This is a genomic window from Vibrio sp. 10N.222.52.C12 (assembly GCF_041474215.1).
In the GTDB taxonomy this organism is placed as follows: Bacteria; Pseudomonadota; Gammaproteobacteria; order Enterobacterales; family Vibrionaceae; genus Vibrio; species Vibrio crassostreae_C.
The window spans coordinates 60,939-81,687 of sequence record NZ_JBFRTR010000010.1; the positions used below are offsets into that span (position 1 = coordinate 60,939).

22 protein-coding genes are annotated in these 20,749 nt (G+C 44.3%); 11 read left to right on the forward strand and 11 right to left on the reverse strand.

The features are described 5' to 3' along the window. Positions 1-14 precede the first annotated feature (14 nt). Entirely contained in the window at positions 15-860 is an 846-nt protein-coding gene (queF, locus tag AB4623_RS02250; protein WP_372145653.1) for an NADPH-dependent 7-cyano-7-deazaguanine reductase QueF, read from the reverse strand. A gap of 131 nt (positions 861-991) precedes the next feature. Between queF and syd the strand changes: the two genes are divergently transcribed. Beyond that, positions 992-1,537 (forward strand): SecY-interacting protein, encoded by a 546-nt coding sequence (syd, locus tag AB4623_RS02255; protein ID WP_050633962.1) that lies wholly within the window; start codon positions 992-994, stop codon positions 1,535-1,537. A gap of 4 nt (positions 1,538-1,541) precedes the next feature. Continuing rightward, positions 1,542-2,318, forward strand: coding sequence for a Zn-ribbon-containing protein (locus AB4623_RS02260; protein WP_017060766.1), 777 nt, complete (start codon positions 1,542-1,544; stop codon positions 2,316-2,318). A 120-nt stretch (positions 2,319-2,438) separates the two neighbouring features. On the opposite strand, the gene AB4623_RS02265 is transcribed toward AB4623_RS02260, so the two are convergent. The 3 genes from AB4623_RS02265 to metN form a co-directional block, all read right to left on the reverse strand. Next, on the reverse strand, positions 2,439-3,248 hold the full coding sequence (locus AB4623_RS02265) for a MetQ/NlpA family lipoprotein (protein WP_017060765.1): 810 nt from the start codon (positions 3,246-3,248) through the stop codon (positions 2,439-2,441). 66 nt (positions 3,249-3,314) lie between these two features. Next, on the reverse strand, positions 3,315-3,998 hold the full coding sequence (locus AB4623_RS02270; protein WP_017060764.1) for a methionine ABC transporter permease: 684 nt from the start codon (positions 3,996-3,998) through the stop codon (positions 3,315-3,317). Next, positions 3,988-5,022 carry a methionine ABC transporter ATP-binding protein MetN gene (metN, locus tag AB4623_RS02275; protein WP_017060763.1) on the reverse strand — a complete coding sequence of 345 codons (1,035 nt, stop codon included), beginning with the start codon at positions 5,020-5,022 and terminating at the stop codon, positions 3,988-3,990. Before metN ends, AB4623_RS02270 begins: the two co-directional genes overlap by 11 nt. A 207-nt stretch (positions 5,023-5,229) precedes the next feature. On the opposite strand from metN, the gene gmhB reads away from it, so the two are divergent. The 5 genes from gmhB to treC all read left to right on the forward strand — a co-directional run bounded on the left by gmhB (position 5,230) and on the right by treC (position 10,761). Further along, entirely contained in the window at positions 5,230-5,814 is a 585-nt protein-coding gene (gene gmhB / locus AB4623_RS02280; RefSeq protein WP_017060762.1) for a D-glycero-beta-D-manno-heptose 1,7-bisphosphate 7-phosphatase, read from the forward strand. A gap of 112 nt (positions 5,815-5,926) precedes the next feature. Beyond that, positions 5,927-6,268, forward strand: coding sequence for an MliC family protein (locus AB4623_RS02285; protein WP_017060761.1), 342 nt, complete (start codon positions 5,927-5,929; stop codon positions 6,266-6,268). Between the two features lie 91 nt (positions 6,269-6,359). Then, positions 6,360-7,304, forward strand: a complete 945-nt coding sequence (gene treR, locus AB4623_RS02290; RefSeq protein WP_017060760.1) for a trehalose operon repressor TreR — start codon at positions 6,360-6,362, stop codon at positions 7,302-7,304. A gap of 205 nt (positions 7,305-7,509) precedes the next feature. Beyond that, positions 7,510-8,934, forward strand: coding sequence for a PTS trehalose transporter subunit IIBC (gene treB, locus AB4623_RS02295; protein ID WP_017069492.1), 1,425 nt, complete (start codon positions 7,510-7,512; stop codon positions 8,932-8,934). A gap of 141 nt (positions 8,935-9,075) precedes the next feature. Next, positions 9,076-10,761: an alpha,alpha-phosphotrehalase gene (treC, locus tag AB4623_RS02300; protein ID WP_372104148.1), complete on the forward strand. Its 1,686-nt coding sequence runs from the start codon at positions 9,076-9,078 to the stop codon at positions 10,759-10,761. A gap of 180 nt (positions 10,762-10,941) precedes the next feature. Here treC and AB4623_RS02305 read toward each other — a convergent pair whose 3' ends face one another. Continuing rightward, positions 10,942-11,544 carry a YitT family protein gene (locus AB4623_RS02305; RefSeq protein WP_017060757.1) on the reverse strand — a complete coding sequence of 201 codons (603 nt, stop codon included), beginning with the start codon at positions 11,542-11,544 and terminating at the stop codon, positions 10,942-10,944. A gap of 347 nt (positions 11,545-11,891) precedes the next feature. Here AB4623_RS02305 and glyA point away from each other — a divergent pair, with 347 nt between their 5' ends. Beyond that, positions 11,892-13,142, forward strand: a complete 1,251-nt coding sequence (gene glyA / locus AB4623_RS02310; protein WP_372145656.1) for a serine hydroxymethyltransferase — start codon at positions 11,892-11,894, stop codon at positions 13,140-13,142. 506 nt (positions 13,143-13,648) lie between these two features. Here the strand turns inward: glyA and AB4623_RS02315 are convergent. The 6 genes from AB4623_RS02315 to tsaA form a co-directional block, all read right to left on the reverse strand. Continuing rightward, positions 13,649-13,975: a hypothetical protein gene (locus AB4623_RS02315; protein WP_017072003.1), complete on the reverse strand. Its 327-nt coding sequence runs from the start codon at positions 13,973-13,975 to the stop codon at positions 13,649-13,651. 232 nt (positions 13,976-14,207) lie between these two features. Then, positions 14,208-14,399, reverse strand: a complete 192-nt coding sequence (locus AB4623_RS02320) for a DUF4250 domain-containing protein (RefSeq protein ID WP_004738555.1) — start codon at positions 14,397-14,399, stop codon at positions 14,208-14,210. Between the two features lies 1 nt (position 14,400). Then, on the reverse strand, positions 14,401-14,604 hold the full coding sequence (locus tag AB4623_RS02325) for a YaeP family protein (protein WP_008222923.1): 204 nt from the start codon (positions 14,602-14,604) through the stop codon (positions 14,401-14,403). A 164-nt stretch (positions 14,605-14,768) separates the two neighbouring features. Next, on the reverse strand, positions 14,769-15,458 hold the full coding sequence (locus tag AB4623_RS02330) for a tellurite resistance TerB family protein (protein WP_017060754.1): 690 nt from the start codon (positions 15,456-15,458) through the stop codon (positions 14,769-14,771). A 190-nt stretch (positions 15,459-15,648) separates the two neighbouring features. Continuing rightward, a complete protein-coding gene (locus tag AB4623_RS02335) occupies positions 15,649-17,364 on the reverse strand; it encodes a proline--tRNA ligase (RefSeq protein WP_017063353.1) in 1,716 nt (571 codons plus the stop codon). A 101-nt stretch (positions 17,365-17,465) separates the two neighbouring features. Further along, the gene (tsaA, locus tag AB4623_RS02340; protein ID WP_372145658.1) at positions 17,466-18,161 is read right to left on the reverse strand and encodes a tRNA (N6-threonylcarbamoyladenosine(37)-N6)-methyltransferase TrmO; all 696 of its coding nucleotides are present in this window, start codon (positions 18,159-18,161) and stop codon (positions 17,466-17,468) included. Positions 18,162-18,284: 123 nt separating this feature from the next. Between tsaA and AB4623_RS02345 the strand changes: the two genes are divergently transcribed. The 3 genes from AB4623_RS02345 (at position 18,285) to AB4623_RS02355 (ending at position 20,645) form a co-directional block, all read left to right on the forward strand. Next, positions 18,285-18,545, forward strand: a complete 261-nt coding sequence (locus AB4623_RS02345; protein WP_010436456.1) for a type B 50S ribosomal protein L31 — start codon at positions 18,285-18,287, stop codon at positions 18,543-18,545. Further along, positions 18,545-18,670, forward strand: a complete 126-nt coding sequence (gene ykgO, locus AB4623_RS02350) for a type B 50S ribosomal protein L36 (protein ID WP_010436457.1) — start codon at positions 18,545-18,547, stop codon at positions 18,668-18,670. The genes AB4623_RS02345 and ykgO overlap by 1 nt, the downstream gene beginning before the upstream one ends. Positions 18,671-19,058: 388 nt before the next feature. Continuing rightward, entirely contained in the window at positions 19,059-20,645 is a 1,587-nt protein-coding gene (locus AB4623_RS02355) for an AbgT family transporter (RefSeq protein ID WP_010436458.1), read from the forward strand. Positions 20,646-20,749: the final 104 nt, after the last annotated feature.

Sequence of the window (20,749 nt, forward strand, 5' to 3'; positions counted from 1 at the left end):
TGGTTCTCGCCTGATTATTGGCGAGCCATACGCTTATTGTGGCTTGGTCTATCTTGCTCTGTTGAACGGTATGGGTTGATATCCAGACCACCACGACGTGTGTAACGTGCGAACACAGTTAGCTTCGAAGGTGCACAGTATTTCATGATGTCAGTGAAGATACGCTCAACACATTGTTCGTGGAATTCATTGTGCTCACGGAAAGAAACTAAATAGCGTAGCAGAGCTTCATGGTCAATTTGCTTACCAGAATATGCGATCTCAACGCTGCCCCAATCCGGTTGATTGGTGATCAAACAGTTCGACTTCAATAGGTGGCTGTGCAGTGTTTCTTCAACGTCTTGTTCGCCAGCAGCGCCTTCAAGCAGCGACGCTTCAAAGTCGTAGCTAGTGATTTGGATGTCTTGGTTGTCGATACAGTCACCTTCCATCGTCACGATAGGTTGGTTAGTGTAGTCGGTTACTGAGTTTACATTCACAATCACCGTTTCGCCTGCACATGCCGACAAATCTTGGGTCAGGCGCTCGGTTACTTGATCCCAGTTTTCAAATTGAGTCTGGTTGTAGCTGTTCAGGTACAGCTTGAAAGATTTTGATTCAATTAAATTTGGGCTGGTTGCTGGGATGAAAACTTCACCGACAGCCACTTGTGGTAGACCATTGGTGTTTAGCCACGAAAGCTCGTACATCGTCCAAATATCATGACCAACAAAAGGCAGCTCGCCGTTTAGCGCAAGATCATCGCGATTAAGGCTACGAGGCACTGGTTGCAATAAACTTGCATCGTATTGGTTAGAGTACTCAGTTTTTTGGCCAAGGGTTAAACCCGCTAGCTCTTTTGCGTCAGAATATTTGCTCATACTTTCGTTTCAAATTCGATTAGAATGGGGTCGATTTTACTGAATCCCCCTTACCCTGTCATTAAGTCATCGCTTAATCGGCGCGGAAAGGGCTCGGATTCTATTTATTATTTTGTGTTTAGGAGATTTTCATGACTCAACGTGCTCAAGACGCACTACTTTCTTTTAGTCAGCGATACGTTGACGCGTGGCAGCAGAAACACCAAAGCTTACCTCGTAATGAGGAGTTGGTGGACATCGTATCGCCATGCGTAGAAGAAAAGAGTGGCGATGCCGTGTTGTGGAAGCACTATCCACGTGAGCAATTCGCGGATTTCACCAACGTTGAAACCGGTATTGAGTTGACTCTGCATGAAGACATCAAAACTTTCTACGGCGCACAATTCAGCGCAGATATGAACGCAACTTTCGATGGTAACGAATTGACTCTGTTACAGATTTGGAGTGATGAAGACTTCGAATGCCTACAAGAAAACATTTTGGGTCACCTAGTAACTCAGCGTCGCTTGAAGCTAAAACCAACGGTTTTCATTGCCGCGACCGATGCTGAGCTGGATGTTATCTCTATCTGTAACCTAACGGGTAACGTGATTTTGGAGCGCTTAGGTACCAAAAATCGTGATGTGCTCGCCGAGACATTGGCAGAATTTTTAGAAAAGCTACAACCAGCGGTATAAATAGATGTACGTACTAGAACTTCAATTTGAGTGTTTTGATAACACAACGGTAAGCGCTGTCGACAAGGCGGTTAATGGCTTAATGGATGCACTTCGTTATAACGGACAAGTGTTAGGTCGTGAGTTCCCAATCGTGATGGGCGATGGTGAATTCTATGTTCGCGTTGTGTGCCCGGAGCAAGATAGCTTGCACCCGCGTAATCACTCAGACTTTGTGAAAGTGTGTTTTGATCGCTTGTCTAACGCGAGCCTACTAGCGCCTAAAATGCGTTTGCTAGGTCGAGATCTGAACTCAGAAGAAGTGGCAGAAGATGAAACACCAAGCTGGCAGGTGTTATACACGACATTCGTGCACACCTGTTCACCGCTGCGTAGTGGCGATAGCTTGCTACCAATCCCTTTGTATCGCAATCCACCTACCTTCAATGGCGACCATAAAGCCGTGTTGAAATGGCAGACCGAATGGCAAGCCTGTGATGAAGTACAAATGGGTGGTGGTTGTCGCGCGGAACATGCAACGCTAACCGAGATCAGTGACACGAAGAGTGTGCTGTTTAAACGCGGTTGGGGTCTAAGAGGGCGCATTGAGTATCTGACTAAGGTTCCAACCTACTACTACTTATACCGTGTCGGTGGGATCAGCCTGAAAGATGAAAAAGAGCGCAAATGCCCGCAATGTGGTGGTGAATGGCTGCTAGATGCGCCTATCCACGATATTTTCTATTTCAAGTGTGATGACTGCCGATTGGTGTCAAACATCTCTTGGGATCACCTGAAGTAATCGACTTTGTTTCGCTTAAATCTGAGATGCTTTACTTTCTAGCAAATCTTTATCATTAAAAAAGAGGCTGACGTTATGTCAGCCCCTTCGGGTATCTATACAGTGCTGTCGTTTAGTTGATTACCAACCTTTAACGACGCCACCTTGGAAGATGTCAGAAGCTGCGTTGTACACTTCTTCAGTTTGGTAAGCTTTAACGAAGTTTTGTACGTTTTCAGCGTTTAGGTTGTCTTCACGAGAAACGATTAGGTTTACGTAAGGAGAATCTTTGTCTTCAACGAATACGCCATCTTTTTGTGGAGTCAGGTTGATAGAGCTCGCGTAAGTTGTGTTGATGATAGATAGAGCAACATCATCAAGAGAACGTGGCAGTTGAGCTGCGTCTAGTTCAACAATCGTTAGGTTCTTAGGGTTACCCACGATGTCGCGAACTGTAGCTAGAAGACCTGCGCCTTCACGAAGTTCAAGAAGACCTTGTTGCTCAAGAAGAAGTAGAGAGCGACCTAGGTTTGTAGGGTCGTTTGGTACAGCAATACGAGCACCGTCTTGGATTTCGTCTACCGATTTCACTTCTTTAGAGTAACCCGCAATTGGGTAAACAAACGTGTTACCAGCGATAGTTAGCTTGTAGCCACGGTCAGCCACTTGCTGATCTAGGTACGGTGCGTGTTGGAATGCGTTGATGTCGATAGAACCATCATCTAGAGCTGCGTTTGGTGTTACGTAATCCGTGAAAGTAACCAGTTCAACGTCTAGGCCGTATTTCTCTTTCGCTACTTTAGCTGCCACTTCAGCAACTTGCGCTTCTGCACCTGCCATTACGCCAACTTTTACTTTAGAAGTATCCACTTCTTTATCGCCACAACCTGCTAGAACTAGCGCTGAAGCTGCTGCTGCGATAGTTAGTAAACCTTTAAGGTTAAATTTCATAATAATCTCCTTTTAATAAATCTATTTAATTAGGTTCAGACGACTCTACTCTTTATGTGTGAGTCTTTATCTGTGGTCAACACGGCGAACTAATGAATCACCGATTGATTGAATAATTTGTACCAGCACAATCAACATCACTACTGTCACAGCCATGATGGTCACATCGTAGCGGTGGAATCCGTAACGAATCGCGACATCACCTAGGCCACCTCCGCCTACAGTACCGGCCATTGCTGAGTAGCTCACCAGAGTCACTAGCGTAATCGTTACTGAGTTGATGATAGTCGGTAGTGCTTCTGGAAGCAGAACCTTATTGATGATTTGTGTTGGTGTTGCGCCCATTGATTGGGCCGCTTCCACTAGACCTGTTGGTACTTCAAGTAGTGCACTTTCGATAAGTCGAGCCACGAATGGGATAGCGCCAATCGTCAGTGGAACAATCGCTGCTGTTGTACCGATGAAGGTACCAATCAGCATCTTAGTCAGTGGAATAATCGCAACCATCAAAACTAAGAAAGGTACTGAACGACCCACGTTCACAATCGCACCTAGAATCTTGTTTACTTTGGTGTTCTCTAACAGGCCACCTTTTTTAGTCGTATGCAGAATCACGCCTAGTGGAATACCGACCGCGAAGCCAACAATGCCTGCAACAGCAACCATGTAAAGCGTTTCGCCTGTTGCGCCTAATAGAAGGTTACCGTTAAGGCTGATCCAGTCAGCAATCTCGTTGAAACTAAAGGACATAACCAAGCACCTCTACTTTTACATTGTTGTCGCGTAGGAATTGGATAGCAGCATTATCATCTGCTTCATTACCGAACAGTTCAGCGACCATCATGCCGAACTTCACGCCACCGGCGTAATCAAGGTCAGAACTTAAGATGCTGACATCGATATTGAATTTACGTGCGATTTGCGTCATTAGCGGAGCATCAACCGTTGCACCAGTAAACTCAAGACGCACCAGCGGGTAGCTGCTGTTTACGCGAGTCTCTTGCAAACGTGCTTGGTAATCTTCAGGGATCGTCAGATCCAACGTTGAGCGAATAAACTGATGCGCTAGCTCTGTCTTCGGATGAGCAAAGATGTCACCGACTGTACCTTTCTCTACCAATTCACCGCCGCCAATGATCGCAACCTCGTGACAAATGCTTTTAACCACATCCATCTCGTGTGTAATAAGCAGGATAGTGATGTTCAGCTTGCGGTTGATTTCACGCAGCAGCTCAAGGATAGATTGAGTTGTTGCTGGATCCAATGCGCTGGTGGCTTCATCACATAGCAGTACTTTCGGGTCAGAGGCCAGTGCGCGAGCAATCGCCACACGCTGCTTTTGACCACCACTTAGGTTTGCCGGGTAGGTGTCACGCTTATCAGCAAGGCCAACCAGTTCAAGTAACTCGCTGACTTTCGCTTCAATAATCGCTTTATCTTTACCAGCAAGTTCTAGAGGCAGTGCTACATTGTTAAATACAGTACGAGAAGACAGCAGGTTGAAGTGCTGGAATATCATGCCGATGTTACGGCGCGCTTCGCTAAGCTCTGATTTGCTGAGTTTTGTTAGGTCGATACCATCAACAATCACTTCACCCGAAGTCGGGGCTTCCAACATATTTACACAGCGGATTAGGGTACTTTTGCCTGCACCTGAAGAGCCGATGACTCCAAAGATTTGACCTTGAGGAATGTGGAGGTTGATATCAATTAAGGCATTGATTTCTTTAGTGCCTTGATAAAAAACCTTATTGACTTGATTCACTTTAATCATAGAGAAACCCGTGCAGGTAGAACAGAATAATATGTCGATAGCTCGCTCGATTTACAGACGATGCTATGGTGTTCTATGATCTAAGTCAATAGATATTTTTACGTCTAGACGGCTAAACGTCGATTGTATGGCTAAGCTAGAAACAAATCGTTAACGAACGCAAAACTAAATAGATAGTGATGAAGCAAATAAAGCGTGTAATAATTAATGATTAATAGAGAGTTGATAGAGAACAAAATTTTGTCTAAACCTGCTGTTTTTTTAGATCGTGATGGAGTGATTAACGTTGATCACGGCTACGTACATGATGAGCATGACTTTGAATACATCGATGGTGTGTTTGAAGCGGCGAAAGCGTTTAAAGATATGGGTTATTTATTGGTGCTAGTGACCAACCAATCTGGTATTGCTCGCGGCATGTTTAGTGAAGACCGTTTTCTTTCTTTAACGCAGTGGATGGATTGGAACTTTGTTGATAATGGTGTCGAGCTCGATGGCATTTATTACTGTCCTCACCACGCTGAGCACGGTATTGGTGACTACAAGCAAGATTGTGAATGTCGTAAGCCAAAGCCAGGCATGTTCATTTCTGCTCGTGACTTTCTGAAGATTGATATGGCTAACTCGGTCATGATCGGCGATAAAGCGGAAGACATGATGGCTGCAGAAGCAGCAGGTGTTGGTACTAAAGTCTTGGTAAGAACGGGTAAACCCATCACTGAAAAAGGTGAAGCGTTGGCTAGCGTGGTACTTGATAGCATTAAAGACGTACCCGCTTTCTTAAAAGGCTAAACGTTTTATTTATAACTAAGGTATGGACCTATCATTAGGCACTTACATTAGGTTTGTTCGAACCTGTGAATAGGCTAAGTGTCGTTGACTATATAAAGATGAGGAACGAAGTATGAAAGCTATGTTGGTAGCATCTCTATGTACAGTAGCATTGGTTGGGTGCTCTAAATCAGCAGCCCCTGAGACTGATAGCGCAACATCGAATGATCAATTCGCGACTTATCAATGTGAGTCTGACGTCTCGTTTGATGTGTCTTACCTTGATAATGAAAAAGCGGTACTACGCTTGCCTGATAATGAATACCGCCTGACTCAAGTTCCAGCGGGCTCAGGAACCAAATACATCTTAGATGATGGCACTTCAGAGATGATTAACAGCATCACTTTGCGCACGAAAGGTGACAATGCGCGTCTAGAACTTGGTCGCGTAGTCTATCGAAATTGCCAAAAGTAAGTCATAGTAAGAACTGCTAGTATTTACAAACAGTTAAGTGAGGGAATCTACCCTCACTTTTTCTTCTCTTCTCTTTAACGTTAGACTTTTTATGAGCAAAAAACTCACTATTCTTGATATTGCAAAGCTGTCCGGTGTTGGTAAGTCAACCGTATCACGCGTTCTGACCAATGATCCAAAAGTGAAACCTGAAACCCGTGAAAGGGTAGAAAGAGTAATTCAAGAATCTGGGTACACGCCTTCAAAGTCTGCGCAATCGATGCGCGGTGGCAGCCAAAAAGTCATCGGCGTGATTATCTCTCGTTTGGACTCTCCCTCTGAAAACAAAGCCGTTAGCACGATGCTGGCCGAGTTGTATCGAGCGGATTACGATGTCGTGATCATGGAAAGCCAACTTGATAGAGATAAAGCCAATGAGCACCTGCAAGTTCTAAAGCGTCGTAACGTTGATGGCATTATTGTATTTGGTTTTACTGACTGCGATATTCCGGCAATCGAAGCTTGGGAACACAAAGCGGTGGTGATTGCTCTGGATACCGAGAACGTGACGTCGATTAACTATGATAACCAACAGGTGATCAATAGTGCGTTGGTGCATTTATCGGATCAAGGGATCTCTGACGTTGGCTTTATCGGGGTTGATCCTAGTGATAAATCAACCGGTGAACTGCGTCTTAAGGCTTATCTCGATTGGTGTGAAAACACAGGTTCAGTGGCAAACTATCGTACTGGTCAACTTCATCACGAAAGTGCTTATCAGCTGGTGGATGAGGTGTTAACTCCCGCGACTCAAGCGATCGTTTGTGCCAGTGATACGCTGGCTCTTGGTGTAATCAAGCGTCTGCAAGAACTACAACGTGAAGATGTGGTCGTCACCGGCGTTGGTGGCAATGATCTTCTCTCTTTCTTATTCCCACGAGTATTTAGCATTGATCCTGGTTACCAATCTGCAGGTAAGCTGGCTGCTAATCTATTGATCTCTCAGCTTTTAGGCAATTCAGAGATCTCTCATCACACTCAATCTCCGATTCTATAATCCACTCAATTAAGCGAAATTGAACCGCTTAGATTAAAATTAGAGTGTGATCTCTTTCAATTAATGGGATTGTTCCCATTTTAATTTATCATTCATACGGGCATTATAATAACCGTAATTGGGAATGTTCCCATAAATCTAAGTCTGAGTGATTATAGCTTGCATGGTTTAGATGAGTAATTGAATGAAACCAGGGTGGGGTAGTATGAGTAAGATAGCGAAGCAAGACGTTGCGCGTCTTATCGAGTTAGTCGGTGGTAAAGAAAACATTGCGAGTGTCAGCCACTGTCTGACTCGACTGCGTTTTGTATTGAACGATACAGAGCAGGCCAACAAAGCTGAACTCGAAAAACTGAAGCTAGTAAAAGGCTGTTTTACTAATGCAGGCCAATTCCAAGTTGTGATTGGCACTGAAGTTGATGAAGTGTACGCACTTCTGATTGAACAGACAGGTAAAGAGGCATCATCAAAAGATGAGGCGAAGCTGGCTGCTCGTCAAAACATGAACTTCCTTGAGCGTGGTATCTCCCATTTAGCCGAAATTTTCGTACCACTGCTGCCTGCCATCATTACAGGTGGTTTGATTCTTGGTTTCCGTAATGTGATTGGCGACATTCGCATGTTCGACGGCAAAACCCTCGTTGAAATCAGTCAATTCTGGGCAACCGTTCACTCTTTCTTATGGTTGATCGGCGAAGCTATTTTCTTCTTCCTTCCGGTTGGTGTGTGTTGGGCAACGGTTAAGAAGCTCGGCGGAACCCCTATTTTAGGCATCACGCTCGGTGTGACCTTGGTTTCCCCGCAATTGATGAACGCTTACATGATAGGTAAATCGGTACCTGAAGTGTGGGACTTTGGCTTGTTCGTGATAGAGAAAGTTGGTTATCAGGCTCAGGTGATCCCTGCGATGTTAGCGGGTGTGGCTCTGGCCTTCATCGAGACCAACCTTAAGCGTATTGTTCCTTCTTACCTGTACCTTGTTGTCGTGCCGTTCGTATCGATTATTTTGTCTGTGATTCTAGCGCACGCTTTCATTGGCCCATTTGGCCGTATGTTAGGCGATGGCGTGGCATTCGCGGCTAAAGCGGCAATGACGGGTGACTTTGCGATTCTTGGTTCAGTAGTCTTTGGCTTCCTATACGCACCTTTGGTTATTACAGGTATTCACCACACAACCAATGCCGTCGACCTACAACTGATGCAAGACTTAGGCGGCACACCAATCTGGCCTTTGATTGCGCTATCAAATATTGCACAAGCTTCAGCGGTTGTTGGCATCATCATCTTAAGCAAACGCGAAGGCGAACGAGATATCTCGGTTCCAGCTGCAATCTCTGCTTACTTAGGTGTAACAGAGCCAGCGATGTACGGCATCAACCTTAAATACAAATTCCCAATGCTGAGCGCAATGATCGGCAGTGCCGCTGCGGCTGCTATCTGTGGTAGTGCAGGAGTGATGGCGAATGGTATCGGTGTTGGTGGCTTGCCAGGCATCTTATCGATTCAACCGCAATATTGGTCTGTTTACTTAATTGCGATGCTGGTGGCGATTGTACTACCCGTCACGTTAACACTGTTCTTCTATAAACGAGCACAGATGAAAGGCGAACTAGAAACCGCCAACGCGTAATGCATTTAATAAGCGATGACTCCAAAGTGAGCCATCGCTTTTTCTCTTAGTTATAGCTTTTTCTTTTAGTTATAACGGCTATTCGACCATGATTCACATGGTGATTTTTATTTTATATTTTCTGGTAAGTGAGTGTTAGAGATGGCGATGACTGAGCATGATGAAAGTTGGTGGAAAACCGCAACCATCTATCAAATCTACCCAAAGAGCTTTTGTGACAGTGGCAGTAAAGGTACTGGCGATATCAAAGGGATCATTTCAAAACTGGATTATCTTAAACACTTGAGTGTGGATGCCATTTGGTTAACCCCAGTTTACGCATCCCCAATGATCGATAACGGCTACGATATTTCAGATTACTACGCGATTAACCCGCAATTCGGCACCATGGAAGATTTCGACCTATTGCTGGCTGAAGCGCACCAACGTGGTATTCGTATCGTGATGGATATCGTGGTAAACCACACCTCAACAGAACATGCGTGGTTTCAGTCAGCATTGGGTGATAAAAACAGCCCATACCGCGACTACTACATATGGAAAGATCCTGTAAACGGCCAAGCACCAACCAACTGGCAGTCTAAGTTCGGTGGTAATGCATGGGAAATGGATGAAGCGACGGGTCAGTATTTCCTACACCTATTCGCGAAAGAGCAAGCCGACCTTAACTGGGAGAACCCGGTTGTACGCGAAGAAGTGAAAGACGTCATTAGCTTCTGGGCTGAGAAGGGCGTTGATGGTTTCCGCTTGGACGTGATCAACCTGATTTCGAAACAGCAAGACTTCCCCAATGATGATATCGGTGATGGTCGTCGTTTTTACACTGATGGCCCACGAGTGCACGAATACCTGAAAGAGATCAGCGAAGCGGTATTCCAGAAATACGGCAGCGTGACAGTAGGCGAGATGTCTTCAACGACACTCGAGCATTGCCAACAGTACTCAAACATTGATAACAGCGAGTTATCGATGGTGTTTAACTTCCACCACCTTAAGGTGGATTACACCAATGGTGAGAAGTGGACTAATGCGCCGTTTGATTTCTTGCAGCTCAAGTCGATCTTCAATCATTGGCAAACGGGTTTGAACGGCAAGGGCTGGGGCGCATTGTTTTGGTGTAACCACGACCAACCGCGAGTCGTGAGCCGCTTAGGTGATGATCAGCAATATCGTGTTGAGTCGGCCAAGATGTTGGCTGCTTCTGTGCACATGATGCAAGGCACGCCTTATATCTATCAAGGTGAAGAGATTGGTATGACCAACCCTGGCTATACTGACATCAGCCAGTATCGTGATGTTGAGAGTACCAATATGTACGACATCATGGTGAACCGTGATGGTGTGGCTCATCAAGATATGATGGCGATTTTGGCGCAGAAGTCTCGTGATAACTCTCGTACACCAATGCAATGGAACAGTGAGCCTTACGCAGGGTTCTCACAAGCTCAGCCATGGCTTGATGTAGCGAATAATTACCCTGGGATTAACGCTGAGCAAGCACTGGAAGACAAAGACTCTGTTTTCTATTTCTATAAGAGTTTGATTGAGTTACGTAAACAAGTGCCAGTGATTACAGATGGCAGCTATCAAGATCTATTGCCTGATCACTCATCCATTTTTGCATATGCACGTGAGAACGAAGGGCAAACCTTGCTGTGTATTAACAACTATTATGGTGAAGAGGCGGAGTGCGTTTTACCGGAACGTTTTGATATGACTAAGGCGAAGAGTCTGTTGTCTAACTATCAACAAGAGAACACTTCAGTTGCATTACATCATCAAGTCTTACGTCCTTACGAGACTCGTATTCTCTTGATTGAAGGTTAACCTTGTTTCATTTTAAGAAGCTTGATTCTTATTCCCCTTAAAGGATTGGGCTTCTACAAAGGCTTTGGAGTGCTCCCCAAAGCCTTTTTGTTTTAGTGATGGCTGGAATATCGTGCCTCGAGTCTACTTGCGAGAAGTTTGAGCATCGAGTGCCAGCAACGACAGAGCAGGTAATGAACTCTAAGACGCGTAATTCACCGAGTAGCGAGTTGGTTTGTGGTTCATTGCCAATACGATGTTCAATACTGCGGTGCCTAATACAGAAACGGCAATCACCCAAGGTGACACGAAGAAGAACGATGCAAACAGAATACATGCATCAATACCCATTTGTGTTTTACCTACCGAGATACCGTAGCGGTCTTGGATAAACAAGCACAGTACGTTGAAGCCACCCAGACTTGAGCGGTGACGGAATAGGATTAGCATACCTAAGCCCATTAATAAGCCGCCGGCAACAGCACAATAGATCTCGTTATGAACTTCTAGCGAGATAACTAAGTATAAATGATCGGCAAACACAGATACTAAAGCACCAGAAATCGCACTGCTAATAGCAAAGCTACGGCCGAATCGTTTCCATGCTAATAAATAGAATGGACAATTGGCAACAAAGTACAAAATACCAAAGGTTACAGGCAAGAATTGACTCAAAAGCAGAGCCAAGCCAGTAGTGCCCCCGGTAAGCAGGTTCGCTGACTGTAAAAAGAAGACGCCTAACGCCACTAAAAACGTGCCAGTGAGAATCGCTACCCAATCTTCTTTACGTGAGTGTTTTTCCATCGTTTTTATAATTACCTAACCAATAAAGGCGTGCATAGTAGAGAAAAACCTTAGCTTTCGGTAGCTTGAGGGGCAAAATTAAGGTAAACCTATGTAATCTGCGTTTTACAGGGTGTAAAGCGTAAAATTGACAGTAAGCGCCATCTTTGGTTGGATAAGCCAAATAACCATGATGAATCTTATTTGTGATTATGAAAAAACTGCATGATAAAATTGCAATTAGCTCTTTATGACCTAGATCAAATTATGTAGAATGCGTCACATCAAAACGGTGACGGAAACGTTTGCTTTCGGTCGTTGTGTGGTTTTTTTGAAACTTTCAGTACAATCTGAGTCAGGAGATACAGATGCTTAAGCGTGACATGAACATTGCTGATTACGATGCGGATCTATTCGCAGCTATCCAAGAAGAAACTCTTCGTCAGGAAGAGCATATCGAACTTATCGCTTCAGAAAACTACACAAGCCCACGTGTAATGGAAGCTCAAGGTTCTCAGCTAACAAACAAATACGCTGAAGGCTACCCAGGCAAGCGTTACTACGGTGGTTGTGAGTACGTAGACAAAGTTGAAACTCTAGCAATTGAACGTGCATGTGAACTATTTGGTGCAGAGTACGCAAACGTACAGCCTCACTCAGGTTCTCAAGCAAATAACGCTGTATACATGGCACTACTAAATGCAGGCGATACGGTTCTAGGTATGAGCCTAGCACACGGTGGTCACCTAACTCACGGTTCTCCAGTAAACTTCTCTGGTAAGCTTTACAACATCATTCCTTACGGTATCGATGAAGCAGGTCAAATTGATTACGAAGAGATGGAAGCGTTAGCTATCGAGCACAAACCTAAGATGATCATCGGTGGTTTCTCAGCTTACTCTCAAGTTTGTGATTGGAAGCGCATGCGTGAAATCGCTGACAAAGTAGGTGCTTACTTCTTCGTAGATATGGCTCACGTTGCTGGTCTAATCGCTGCAGGTGTTTACCCGAACCCAGTTCCACATGCTCACGTTGTAACAACGACAACGCACAAAACGCTTGCGGGTCCTCGTGGTGGTCTAATCCTTTCTAACGAAGGCGAAGATCTTTACAAGAAGCTGAACTCAGCAGTATTCCCAGGCGGCCAAGGTGGTCCTCTAATGCACGTTATCGCTGGTAAAGCAGTAGCGTTCAAAGAAGCTCTAGAGCCAGAGTTCAAAGAATACCAAGCACGCGTTGTTGCTAACGCAAAAGCAATGGTTGCTGAATTCCTAGCTCGTGGTTACAACATCGTTTCAGGTTCTACAGAGAACCACCTGTTCCTAGTTGACCTAATCAACAAAGACATCACAGGTAAAGAAGCAGATGCAGCACTAGGTGCAGCAAACATCACTGTAAACAAGAACTCAGTACCAAACGACCCACGTAGCCCATTCGTTACTTCAGGTATCCGTATCGGTTCTCCTTCTATCACTCGTCGCGGTTTCTCAGAAGCAGACGCGAAAGAGCTAGCAGGTTGGATCTGTGACATCCTAGATAACATGGGTGATGAGTCTGTTATCGAAGCAACGAAAGCAAAAGTATTAGAGATCTGTAAGCGTCTACCTGTTTACGCTTAATTTTTCTGGCTCAAATAGCTTAATTTCTGTGTCAAAGGTGCTCATTTACATTCGTAAACTCCGCGCCTTTTCCTTGAACTAAAGCTATTTGATTGAAAAATACGATTTGAAAGGCTCCTGTTGGGAGCTTTTTTTGTTTTTTTGGGTATTACGTTGTCGAGCATGCTCACTTACATTCGTAAGCTCCGCGTGCTCTCCTATAATTTCAAACAACTACTTTGAAAAATATTGATACTAGAGGCTCCTTAATAGGGGCCTTTTTTGTACTTGGAAGTTTTAAAATTGTTGTCGAGCATGCTCACTTACACCCGTAATCTCTGCGTGCTCTCTTAGAATTTCAAACAACTACTTTGAAAAGCAATGATACTAGAGGCTTCTTTAAAGGAGCTATTTTTTGTATCTGGTGGCTGGTGGCTGGTGGATTTGGGATTAAGAGTAAAGAAAAGCGGGTATTAAAAAGGGTTAATGCTTTCACATTAACCCTTTGGTATTTGGTAGTGTCGATTCTACTTTTTGATGCTAAGTAGGGTGCCTGACTTACACTTGAAAGAGTAGTAGTGGCGGCTTTCACTGAACTTACCTAGGCCTTCGCCATCACAGTAGTCGATGTTGATGTCACGCATCACTTCTAATGTGTCTTCGCTGTTCAAAGCGAATTTAGAGCCATCAGAACAGACGATACGAACTCGTTCATCATGGCTTACAGAGTAAATATCGACTTCAGTATTACACAGCTCAAAAGAGGCTTCGCGAAAGTTGTCTTGCTGAGTATTTGAAGCGCAACCTGCGGTGAGTGCGGCTGCGATAACGGCTAAAAGTCCGAGTCTTTTCATTGTTAATCCTTTACTATCATCAAGTTGAGTGATGAGTTTTATATGCTAGTTTAGGTAGCCTATGCCACAATACGCTTTGGTTCAAGGCGCGTTCGTTGACTCTAAGATATAAAAGTATAGGTGCATACAGATAATTTATAATGGGTTTGCTGCGTGTTTCCTTATTACGTATCACCAACAAAAAAAGACCAACACAGAGGTTGGTCTTTAAATAGGAAGATTTTTTAAACGACTATCGAAACTGTTTAGCTTCTGGAAGATACTCAAAACCAGCAGACGCGAGCTTAGCGATTAAGGCTGCTTTGTCGATTTCGTAGAAGTTGACCACTCGATCTAAATCACCGCCGAAGTCGTCACGAAGCTTCATGTTGACGATGCTCATCAACATTACAGGATCCATTTTTTCAAAATTAGCGAGGTTCATATTAGTCCTCGAAATCTGAGATCAGCAGGTTTGCAGCGGCAAAGGCTGCACGCTCACGCGCTTCTTTAGGAAGAGATTCATCTGCAGCAAGGTCATTCAATGTTTTTACTGCGCAGGTGATCGCTTTAGGGATATAGCCTTGGTCGCCACTGCCAATTTGAGAATACAGTTCACGAACCAAATCACAACAATCGTATACTTTCATTTTTATACCTAACCAAATGATAACTGATCTCAATATACACATAGAGATAAGCAAAAACAAAGTGGATCTGATCAAGTTCAGAGTTAGTTTGTCCTTGCTCAATATCTCACTTGGTTAGCTCGCTGCTTAGGCCGTTCTTTACGGCTTCGTTTGGTACTTGCCGATTAGCCAGAGACTTGTTGTTCAAGTTGATAGGTGACTTCATCAGCAAGATTGAGCTGTTTCGCGAGCTCTTTCAGGTACGCCTTTTCCATGAAATTCTGTTCGTCGGCCACAATCAAAGAGGCTAAGTAGATCTCACTCGCCTGTTGAGGTGACGTTGCCAGTTGAGCGATTTCGCTTGGGTCGAGTGGCTTATGCAGTTCTTCAGAGACCAATTTAGTCAGTTGATAATCAGCGCCCATATTCTCGACGGCTTGCTCTATCTTAGCCATCTCTTCTTCATCAACATGGCCATCAGCTTTAGACGCGGCAATCATCGATCGTAGAATCAGCACGCTGTGGTTTGCATCATTTTCATCAAACTGAGCCTGTTCGGCGTTAGGTGTCTGGCCTTGTTTGGACTGGTAGTCGTTGTAGACTTTATAAGCCAAAGCACCCAGTGCTGCTGCGCCGCCAATCCCAGCCGCTTTCTTACCCATTTTCTTAGTCTTCTTAGAGCCCATTAACGCACCTAACAGTCCTCCGCCAACTGCGCCTGCACCGAAGGCTCCGAGTGTACTTTTACTGCTACTCTTGCTATTGCTGCCTTGAGAAAGGCCACTTAAACTTGAAGACCCTTGTGAAAGTTTCTGAGTACCTTGTTTTACGAGATCTGATTTAAGTGCTTGGTTCAGTAAGCTTTTGATATCCATCGATACCTCCAATGGTGAGCATGTCTAAAAAGTTGATGACACCAATATACGGATTTAAAGATGAACAGGGGATTAACTTACGTTATTTACTCTACTGATAAATAGAAGGGAGTTTGAAGCGAAATGACAGGCACAAAAAAGGCCACCTAACGGCAGCCTTTCAATGTTTATCTAGTCAGTAATCGGATTACTAAGCTAGTTGAGCCTTAAGGTGCTCGATAACCGTGTCCATTGCGATAGCTTCTTTATCACCAGTACGACGGTTTTTGTATTCGAAGTTACCTTCGTCCATGCTGCGATCGCCGATAACGATAGTGTGAGGGATACCCACAAGCTCGATATCTTTAAACATAACACCAGGGCGCTCTTTACGGTCATCGAATAAAACTTCGATACCCATAGCTGTTAATTCAGCGTATAGCTTCTCAGCTGCTTCTTTAACGCGCTCAGATTTGTGCATGTTCATTGGTACGATAGCAACTTGGAACGGCGCTAGTGCGTCTGGCCAAGTGATACCGAATTTATCGTGGTTTTGCTCGATAGCAGATGCAACAACACGTGAAACACCGATACCGTAACAACCCATCTCTAGGATTACGCTCTTACCATCAGGACCAAGCACGTTACAGTTCATTGCTTTAGAGTAAGTATTACCCAGTTGGAAGATGTGACCAACTTCGATACCACGCTTAAGCTGAATAGTACCTTGACCACATGGGCTAAGGTCGCCTTCAACAACGTTACGTAGATCTTCAACTTGAGCAAGCTCAACGTCACGACCCCAGTTGATGCCGAAGTAGTGCTTACCATCTACGTTTGCACCAGCGCCAAAGTCGCTCATTACAGCAACAGAGCGGTCAACGATGAATGGTAGCTCTAGGCCAACAGGTCCAAGTGAACCAGGACCTGCACCAACAAGTGCGCGGATTTCTTCTTCAGAAGCCATCTCTAGCGGAGAAGCAACCTGTGGAAGGTTCTCTGCTTTCACTTCGTTCAGTTCGTGGTCACCACGGATGATTAGCGCGATGATATCAGCGTCTACTTCATCAGAAGCTTTAACGAATAGAGTCTTAACTGTCTTCTCGATTGCTAGACCGTGTTGCTCTACCAATTCTGCGATAGTTTTCGCATTTGGTGTATCAACCAGTTCCATCTCTTGAGTTGGTGCTGCTGCATCTTCAGTAGGAGCAAGTGCTTCTGCTTTTTCGATGTTTGCTGCGTAATCTGACTCAGTTGAGAATGCGATTAGGTCTTCGCCGCTTTCAGCAAGAACGTGGAACTCTTGAGAGCCGCTGCCGCCGATTGCGCCAGAGTCTGCCAATACTGGACGGTATTCAAGGCCCATACGGTCGAATGCTTTACAGTAAGCATCGTGCATCGCTTGGTAAGACTTTTCTAAGCCTTCTTTGTCGATATCAAAGCTGTACGCATCCATCATAGAGAATTCACGTGCACGCATTACGCCAAAACGAGGGCGGCGCTCATCACGGAATTTAGTCTGGATTTGGTACAGATTTAGAGGTAGCTGTTTGTAAGAGCTGATCTCGTTACGTACTAGACTCGTTACCACTTCTTCAGCTGTTGGGCTAAGAACAAATGGACGAGAGTGACGGTCTGTGAAACGAAGTAGCTCAGGCCCCATCTTTTCAGAACGGCCAGTCTCTTCCCAAAGCTCAAACGGTTGAACTACGGGCATCAAGATTTCAACGGCACCTGCATTATCGATCTCTTGGCGAACGATATTTTCGACTTTACGCAGTACACGTAGACCAGTAGGTAGCCAAGTATATAAACCTGAAGCTAGCTTACGGATCATACCTGCACGTAGCATCAGCTGGTGGCTGATAACTTCTGCGTCGTTTGGAGTCTCTTTCAGAGTAGAAAGAAGGTAGTTACTGGTACGCATTCTATGGTATCCGTTTCATCATTGATAAAAGAAAACTTGCTGTCGTTCGTAACCACAGCAAATCTGATATAGCCGCATATAATATCAGCCTATTTGGGATCTCAAAAGCGTTCAATGTCAGTTACATTGATGAAAAGCGTTTCAACCACGAATTTCACGTTAAGATTGAACAAATTTACCGCATATTCCTTGTTGTCAGGCTTGCCTTTTTTATAGGCAGGTCGCGGATCTTGACCAAGCACTTCTTTGATCACTTGAATGATATGGCGTGCCTGCGGGTGACCAGACAGCTTACTTTGGGCTTGCTGAGAGAAGTTCACATCTAACACTTCAGGTTCATCGGCGGCAAACCCTCCTAGTGCATCGGGAATTGAATCCGAGTAGGAGATATAAGGTTTGATGTCGATGATAGGCGTACCGTCAACGAGATCGACGCTGCCCAAGTCCAACCAAGTTTGTCCTTTTTCTTGATAGACACCTTTGAGCTCAACCGCGGACATACCAATCCCATTCGGTCTGAATGTCGCACGTGATGCGAAAACACCGATACGTTCATTGCCGCCAAGTCGAGGCGGCCTCACAGTTGGTTTCCAGCCCGCTTCAAGGTTCTTATCGAACAGAAACAACAACCACACATGGCTAAATTGCTCAATATCCCGAACAGACTCAAGACAGTTTGCTGCGTCAACCAGCCTGACTCTTGAGGTGGATGTTGGTACCAATCTAGGTTGCCTTGGCACTGCGAACTTCTCTTTATAGGGAGACTCTATAAAGCCAATAGGTTCAATGGAGTACATGAGTGGACGTCTCTGATTACGATCTATGGCGGGAAAATATCATAAAATCGCTTGTTTTTCTTTTGATAATAATTATCATTTGTTATGTTATAGCATAACAATTTAATTATTTAGGGAAATACAATGAAACCGAATATCCACCCGGGCTACCGCACAGTGGTGTTCCACGACACCAATGTTGATGAGTACTTCTTGATTGGCTCCACCTTGAAAACAGAGCGTACTATCGAATGGGAAGATGGTAATACTTACCCTTATTTCACTATTGAAGTGTCTTCAAAATCACATCCTTTCTATACGGGTAAACAGAGAGTGCTACATAAAGAGGGACGTGTTGCTAATTTTACTCGTCGCTTTGGTCAATTAGGTAAGGGAGCTAAATAATGAAAGTTGTTAAATCACTTAAAAGTGCGAAAAGCCGTCACCCTGATTGCCAGATAGTTAAGCGTAGAGGGCGTCACTATGTGATCTGTAAATCCAATCCAAGATTTAAAGCGGTTCAAAAATAACCGTCAATATGATGTGACATGTGTGTAAAAACGAGGGGAAAGTCAAACTTCATTCATTTGTCTGTTTTTCTTTTCCTTCGAGAGGAACTTAACCGGATATCGAGTGTGTATTTAACGTACGATGTATTTTATTTTCAAGTGAATCAATGGGTTATATTGTGGGTTATATTTCTAGTGAATGCGTTGTTGTAAATTATAAATCTAGTTTTTGTGTTTAATATGGATTTATTTGCTAATTAATTGTTCAAATAGAGTTAAAGGTCGTCGTTTGTTACACACTTTGTAACATTTTGAATTTCTAATTGATATTTTTGTCGCGTACCCTTCGCTGGCAATTTGAACATCTTTGTCACAATTGCACAGGAATCACTACACAAGGAGGGAACAGATGAGTTCATCTGCTTCAATAAAAAACAACGCACCAAAAAAACCTATTTTCACACGCTTTTTAGACAGCGTTGAATATTTGGGGAACCTTTTACCCCACCCAATCACTCTTTTTGCTATCTTCTGTGTCGCAATCCTAGTTTCTTCAGGTATTGCTGGTTACTTTGAAGTGTCTGTCATGGACCCTCGCCCTGAAGGTGCTAGTGGTCGTGCTGCTGATGGTATGATCCACGTTGTAAGCTTACTTAATGCTGAAGGCTTACAACTCATCGTAACGAATCTAGTTTCGAACTTTGTTGGCTTTGCGCCACTTGGTACTGTACTTGTTGCAATGCTAGGTGTTGCGATTGCTGAACACTCAGGTCTATTATCTGCGGCAATGCGCGGCATGGTAATGGGCGCATCTCAGCGCATGGTTACTGTAACCGTGGTATTTGCCGGTATTATCTCTAACACGGCTTCAGAGCTGGGTTACGTAGTACTTATCCCTCTTGCAGCAATGCTTTTCCACTCATTGGGTCGTCACCCATTAGCAGGTCTAGCGGCAGCATTTGCTGGTGTATCTGGTGGTTATTCTGCAAATCTACTTATCGGTACGGTTGATCCACTGCTTTCTGGTATCACAGAAACAGCAGCACAAATGCTTGATCCATCTTACTCTGTTGGCCCTGAATCAAACTGGTACTTCATGTTTATTTCGACCTTCTTTATCTCGATTGCCGGTGCATTGGTAACAGAGAAGATTGTTGAACCTAAACTGGGTAAATACAATGTCGAAGACGCGTCTGAAGATCTTTCAAATGACTCAATGGGTAAGCTTACTGCTATTGAGAAGAAAGGCCTTAGATTGGCGGGTGTCGCTGTATTAATCGTGAGTGCGCTTTTAGCTTGGACTGTTGTTCCTGCTGACGGTGTTCTACGTTCAGAGGCGGGCACGATTTCAGGCTCTCCATTCCTGAAAAGTATCGTCGCGTTTATCTTTGTATTCTTTGCTATTCCTGGTTTTGTTTACGGCAAAATTACCGGTTCAATGAAGAATGACCGTGATGTGATTAATGCAATGGCAACGTCGATGTCTTCAATGGGCATGTACATCGTTCTTGTATTCTTTGCTGCACAGTTTGTTGCTTTCTTTAAGTGGACGAACTTTGGTCAAGTGGTTGCTGTAGGCGGCGCAACATTCCTTCAGGATATCGGCCTAACGGGTCCAATGTTGTTCTTCGCATTCATCCTAATGTGTGGTTTCATTAACCTGATGATCGGTTCAGCTTCTGCACAGTGGGCAGTAACAGCGCCAATCTTCGTTCCAATGCTAATGCTAGTAGGCTACGCACCTGAAACGATTCAAGCGGCTTACCGTATCGGTGATTCAACAACCAACATCATTACACCAATGATGAGCTACTTCGGTCTTATCCTTGCCGTAGCAACTCGCTACATGAAGAACCTAGGTATCGGTACACTGATCGCGACAATGTTGCCTTACTCAATGGTATTCATGTTTGGTTGGAGCATCTTGTTCTACCTATGGGTATTCGTATTCGGTCTACCAGTAGGTCCAGGCGCTGCAACGTACTACACGCCTTAGTTGTAGAGTAGGGGAAACCTTCTTCTAATTGATATAAAAAAACCTGCATTGTTTGCAGGTTTTTTGATTTTTTATGGAGAGATAGAACTAGGTTAAGCTCGGAT

What these genes read in the sequence shown, in the direction of transcription:
- AB4623_RS02260 (WP_017060766.1), top strand. Translation starts at nt 1,542, where the DNA reads ATGTACGTACTAGAACTTCAATTTGAGTGTTTTGATAACACAACGGTA.
- tsaA (WP_372145658.1), bottom strand. Translation starts at nt 18,161, where the DNA reads ATGTACTCCATTGAACCTATTGGCTTTATAGAGTCTCCCTATAAAGAG.
- glyA (WP_372145656.1), top strand. Translation starts at nt 11,892, where the DNA reads ATGCTTAAGCGTGACATGAACATTGCTGATTACGATGCGGATCTATTC.
- treC (WP_372104148.1), top strand. Translation starts at nt 9,076, where the DNA reads ATGGCGATGACTGAGCATGATGAAAGTTGGTGGAAAACCGCAACCATC.
- queF (WP_372145653.1), bottom strand. Translation starts at nt 860, where the DNA reads ATGAGCAAATATTCTGACGCAAAAGAGCTAGCGGGTTTAACCCTTGGC.
- AB4623_RS02325 (WP_008222923.1), bottom strand. Translation starts at nt 14,604, where the DNA reads ATGAAAGTATACGATTGTTGTGATTTGGTTCGTGAACTGTATTCTCAA.
- syd (WP_050633962.1), top strand. Translation starts at nt 992, where the DNA reads ATGACTCAACGTGCTCAAGACGCACTACTTTCTTTTAGTCAGCGATAC.
- AB4623_RS02355 (WP_010436458.1), top strand. Translation starts at nt 19,059, where the DNA reads ATGAGTTCATCTGCTTCAATAAAAAACAACGCACCAAAAAAACCTATT.
- AB4623_RS02320 (WP_004738555.1), bottom strand. Translation starts at nt 14,399, where the DNA reads ATGAACCTCGCTAATTTTGAAAAAATGGATCCTGTAATGTTGATGAGC.
- treB (WP_017069492.1), top strand. Translation starts at nt 7,510, where the DNA reads ATGAGTAAGATAGCGAAGCAAGACGTTGCGCGTCTTATCGAGTTAGTC.
- ykgO (WP_010436457.1), top strand. Translation starts at nt 18,545, where the DNA reads ATGAAAGTTGTTAAATCACTTAAAAGTGCGAAAAGCCGTCACCCTGAT.
- AB4623_RS02265 (WP_017060765.1), bottom strand. Translation starts at nt 3,248, where the DNA reads ATGAAATTTAACCTTAAAGGTTTACTAACTATCGCAGCAGCAGCTTCA.
- AB4623_RS02330 (WP_017060754.1), bottom strand. Translation starts at nt 15,458, where the DNA reads ATGGATATCAAAAGCTTACTGAACCAAGCACTTAAATCAGATCTCGTA.
- treR (WP_017060760.1), top strand. Translation starts at nt 6,360, where the DNA reads ATGAGCAAAAAACTCACTATTCTTGATATTGCAAAGCTGTCCGGTGTT.
- metN (WP_017060763.1), bottom strand. Translation starts at nt 5,022, where the DNA reads ATGATTAAAGTGAATCAAGTCAATAAGGTTTTTTATCAAGGCACTAAA.
- AB4623_RS02335 (WP_017063353.1), bottom strand. Translation starts at nt 17,364, where the DNA reads ATGCGTACCAGTAACTACCTTCTTTCTACTCTGAAAGAGACTCCAAAC.
- AB4623_RS02315 (WP_017072003.1), bottom strand. Translation starts at nt 13,975, where the DNA reads ATGAAAAGACTCGGACTTTTAGCCGTTATCGCAGCCGCACTCACCGCA.
- AB4623_RS02270 (WP_017060764.1), bottom strand. Translation starts at nt 3,998, where the DNA reads ATGTCCTTTAGTTTCAACGAGATTGCTGACTGGATCAGCCTTAACGGT.
- gmhB (WP_017060762.1), top strand. Translation starts at nt 5,230, where the DNA reads ATGATTAATAGAGAGTTGATAGAGAACAAAATTTTGTCTAAACCTGCT.
- AB4623_RS02305 (WP_017060757.1), bottom strand. Translation starts at nt 11,544, where the DNA reads ATGGAAAAACACTCACGTAAAGAAGATTGGGTAGCGATTCTCACTGGC.
- AB4623_RS02285 (WP_017060761.1), top strand. Translation starts at nt 5,927, where the DNA reads ATGAAAGCTATGTTGGTAGCATCTCTATGTACAGTAGCATTGGTTGGG.
- AB4623_RS02345 (WP_010436456.1), top strand. Translation starts at nt 18,285, where the DNA reads ATGAAACCGAATATCCACCCGGGCTACCGCACAGTGGTGTTCCACGAC.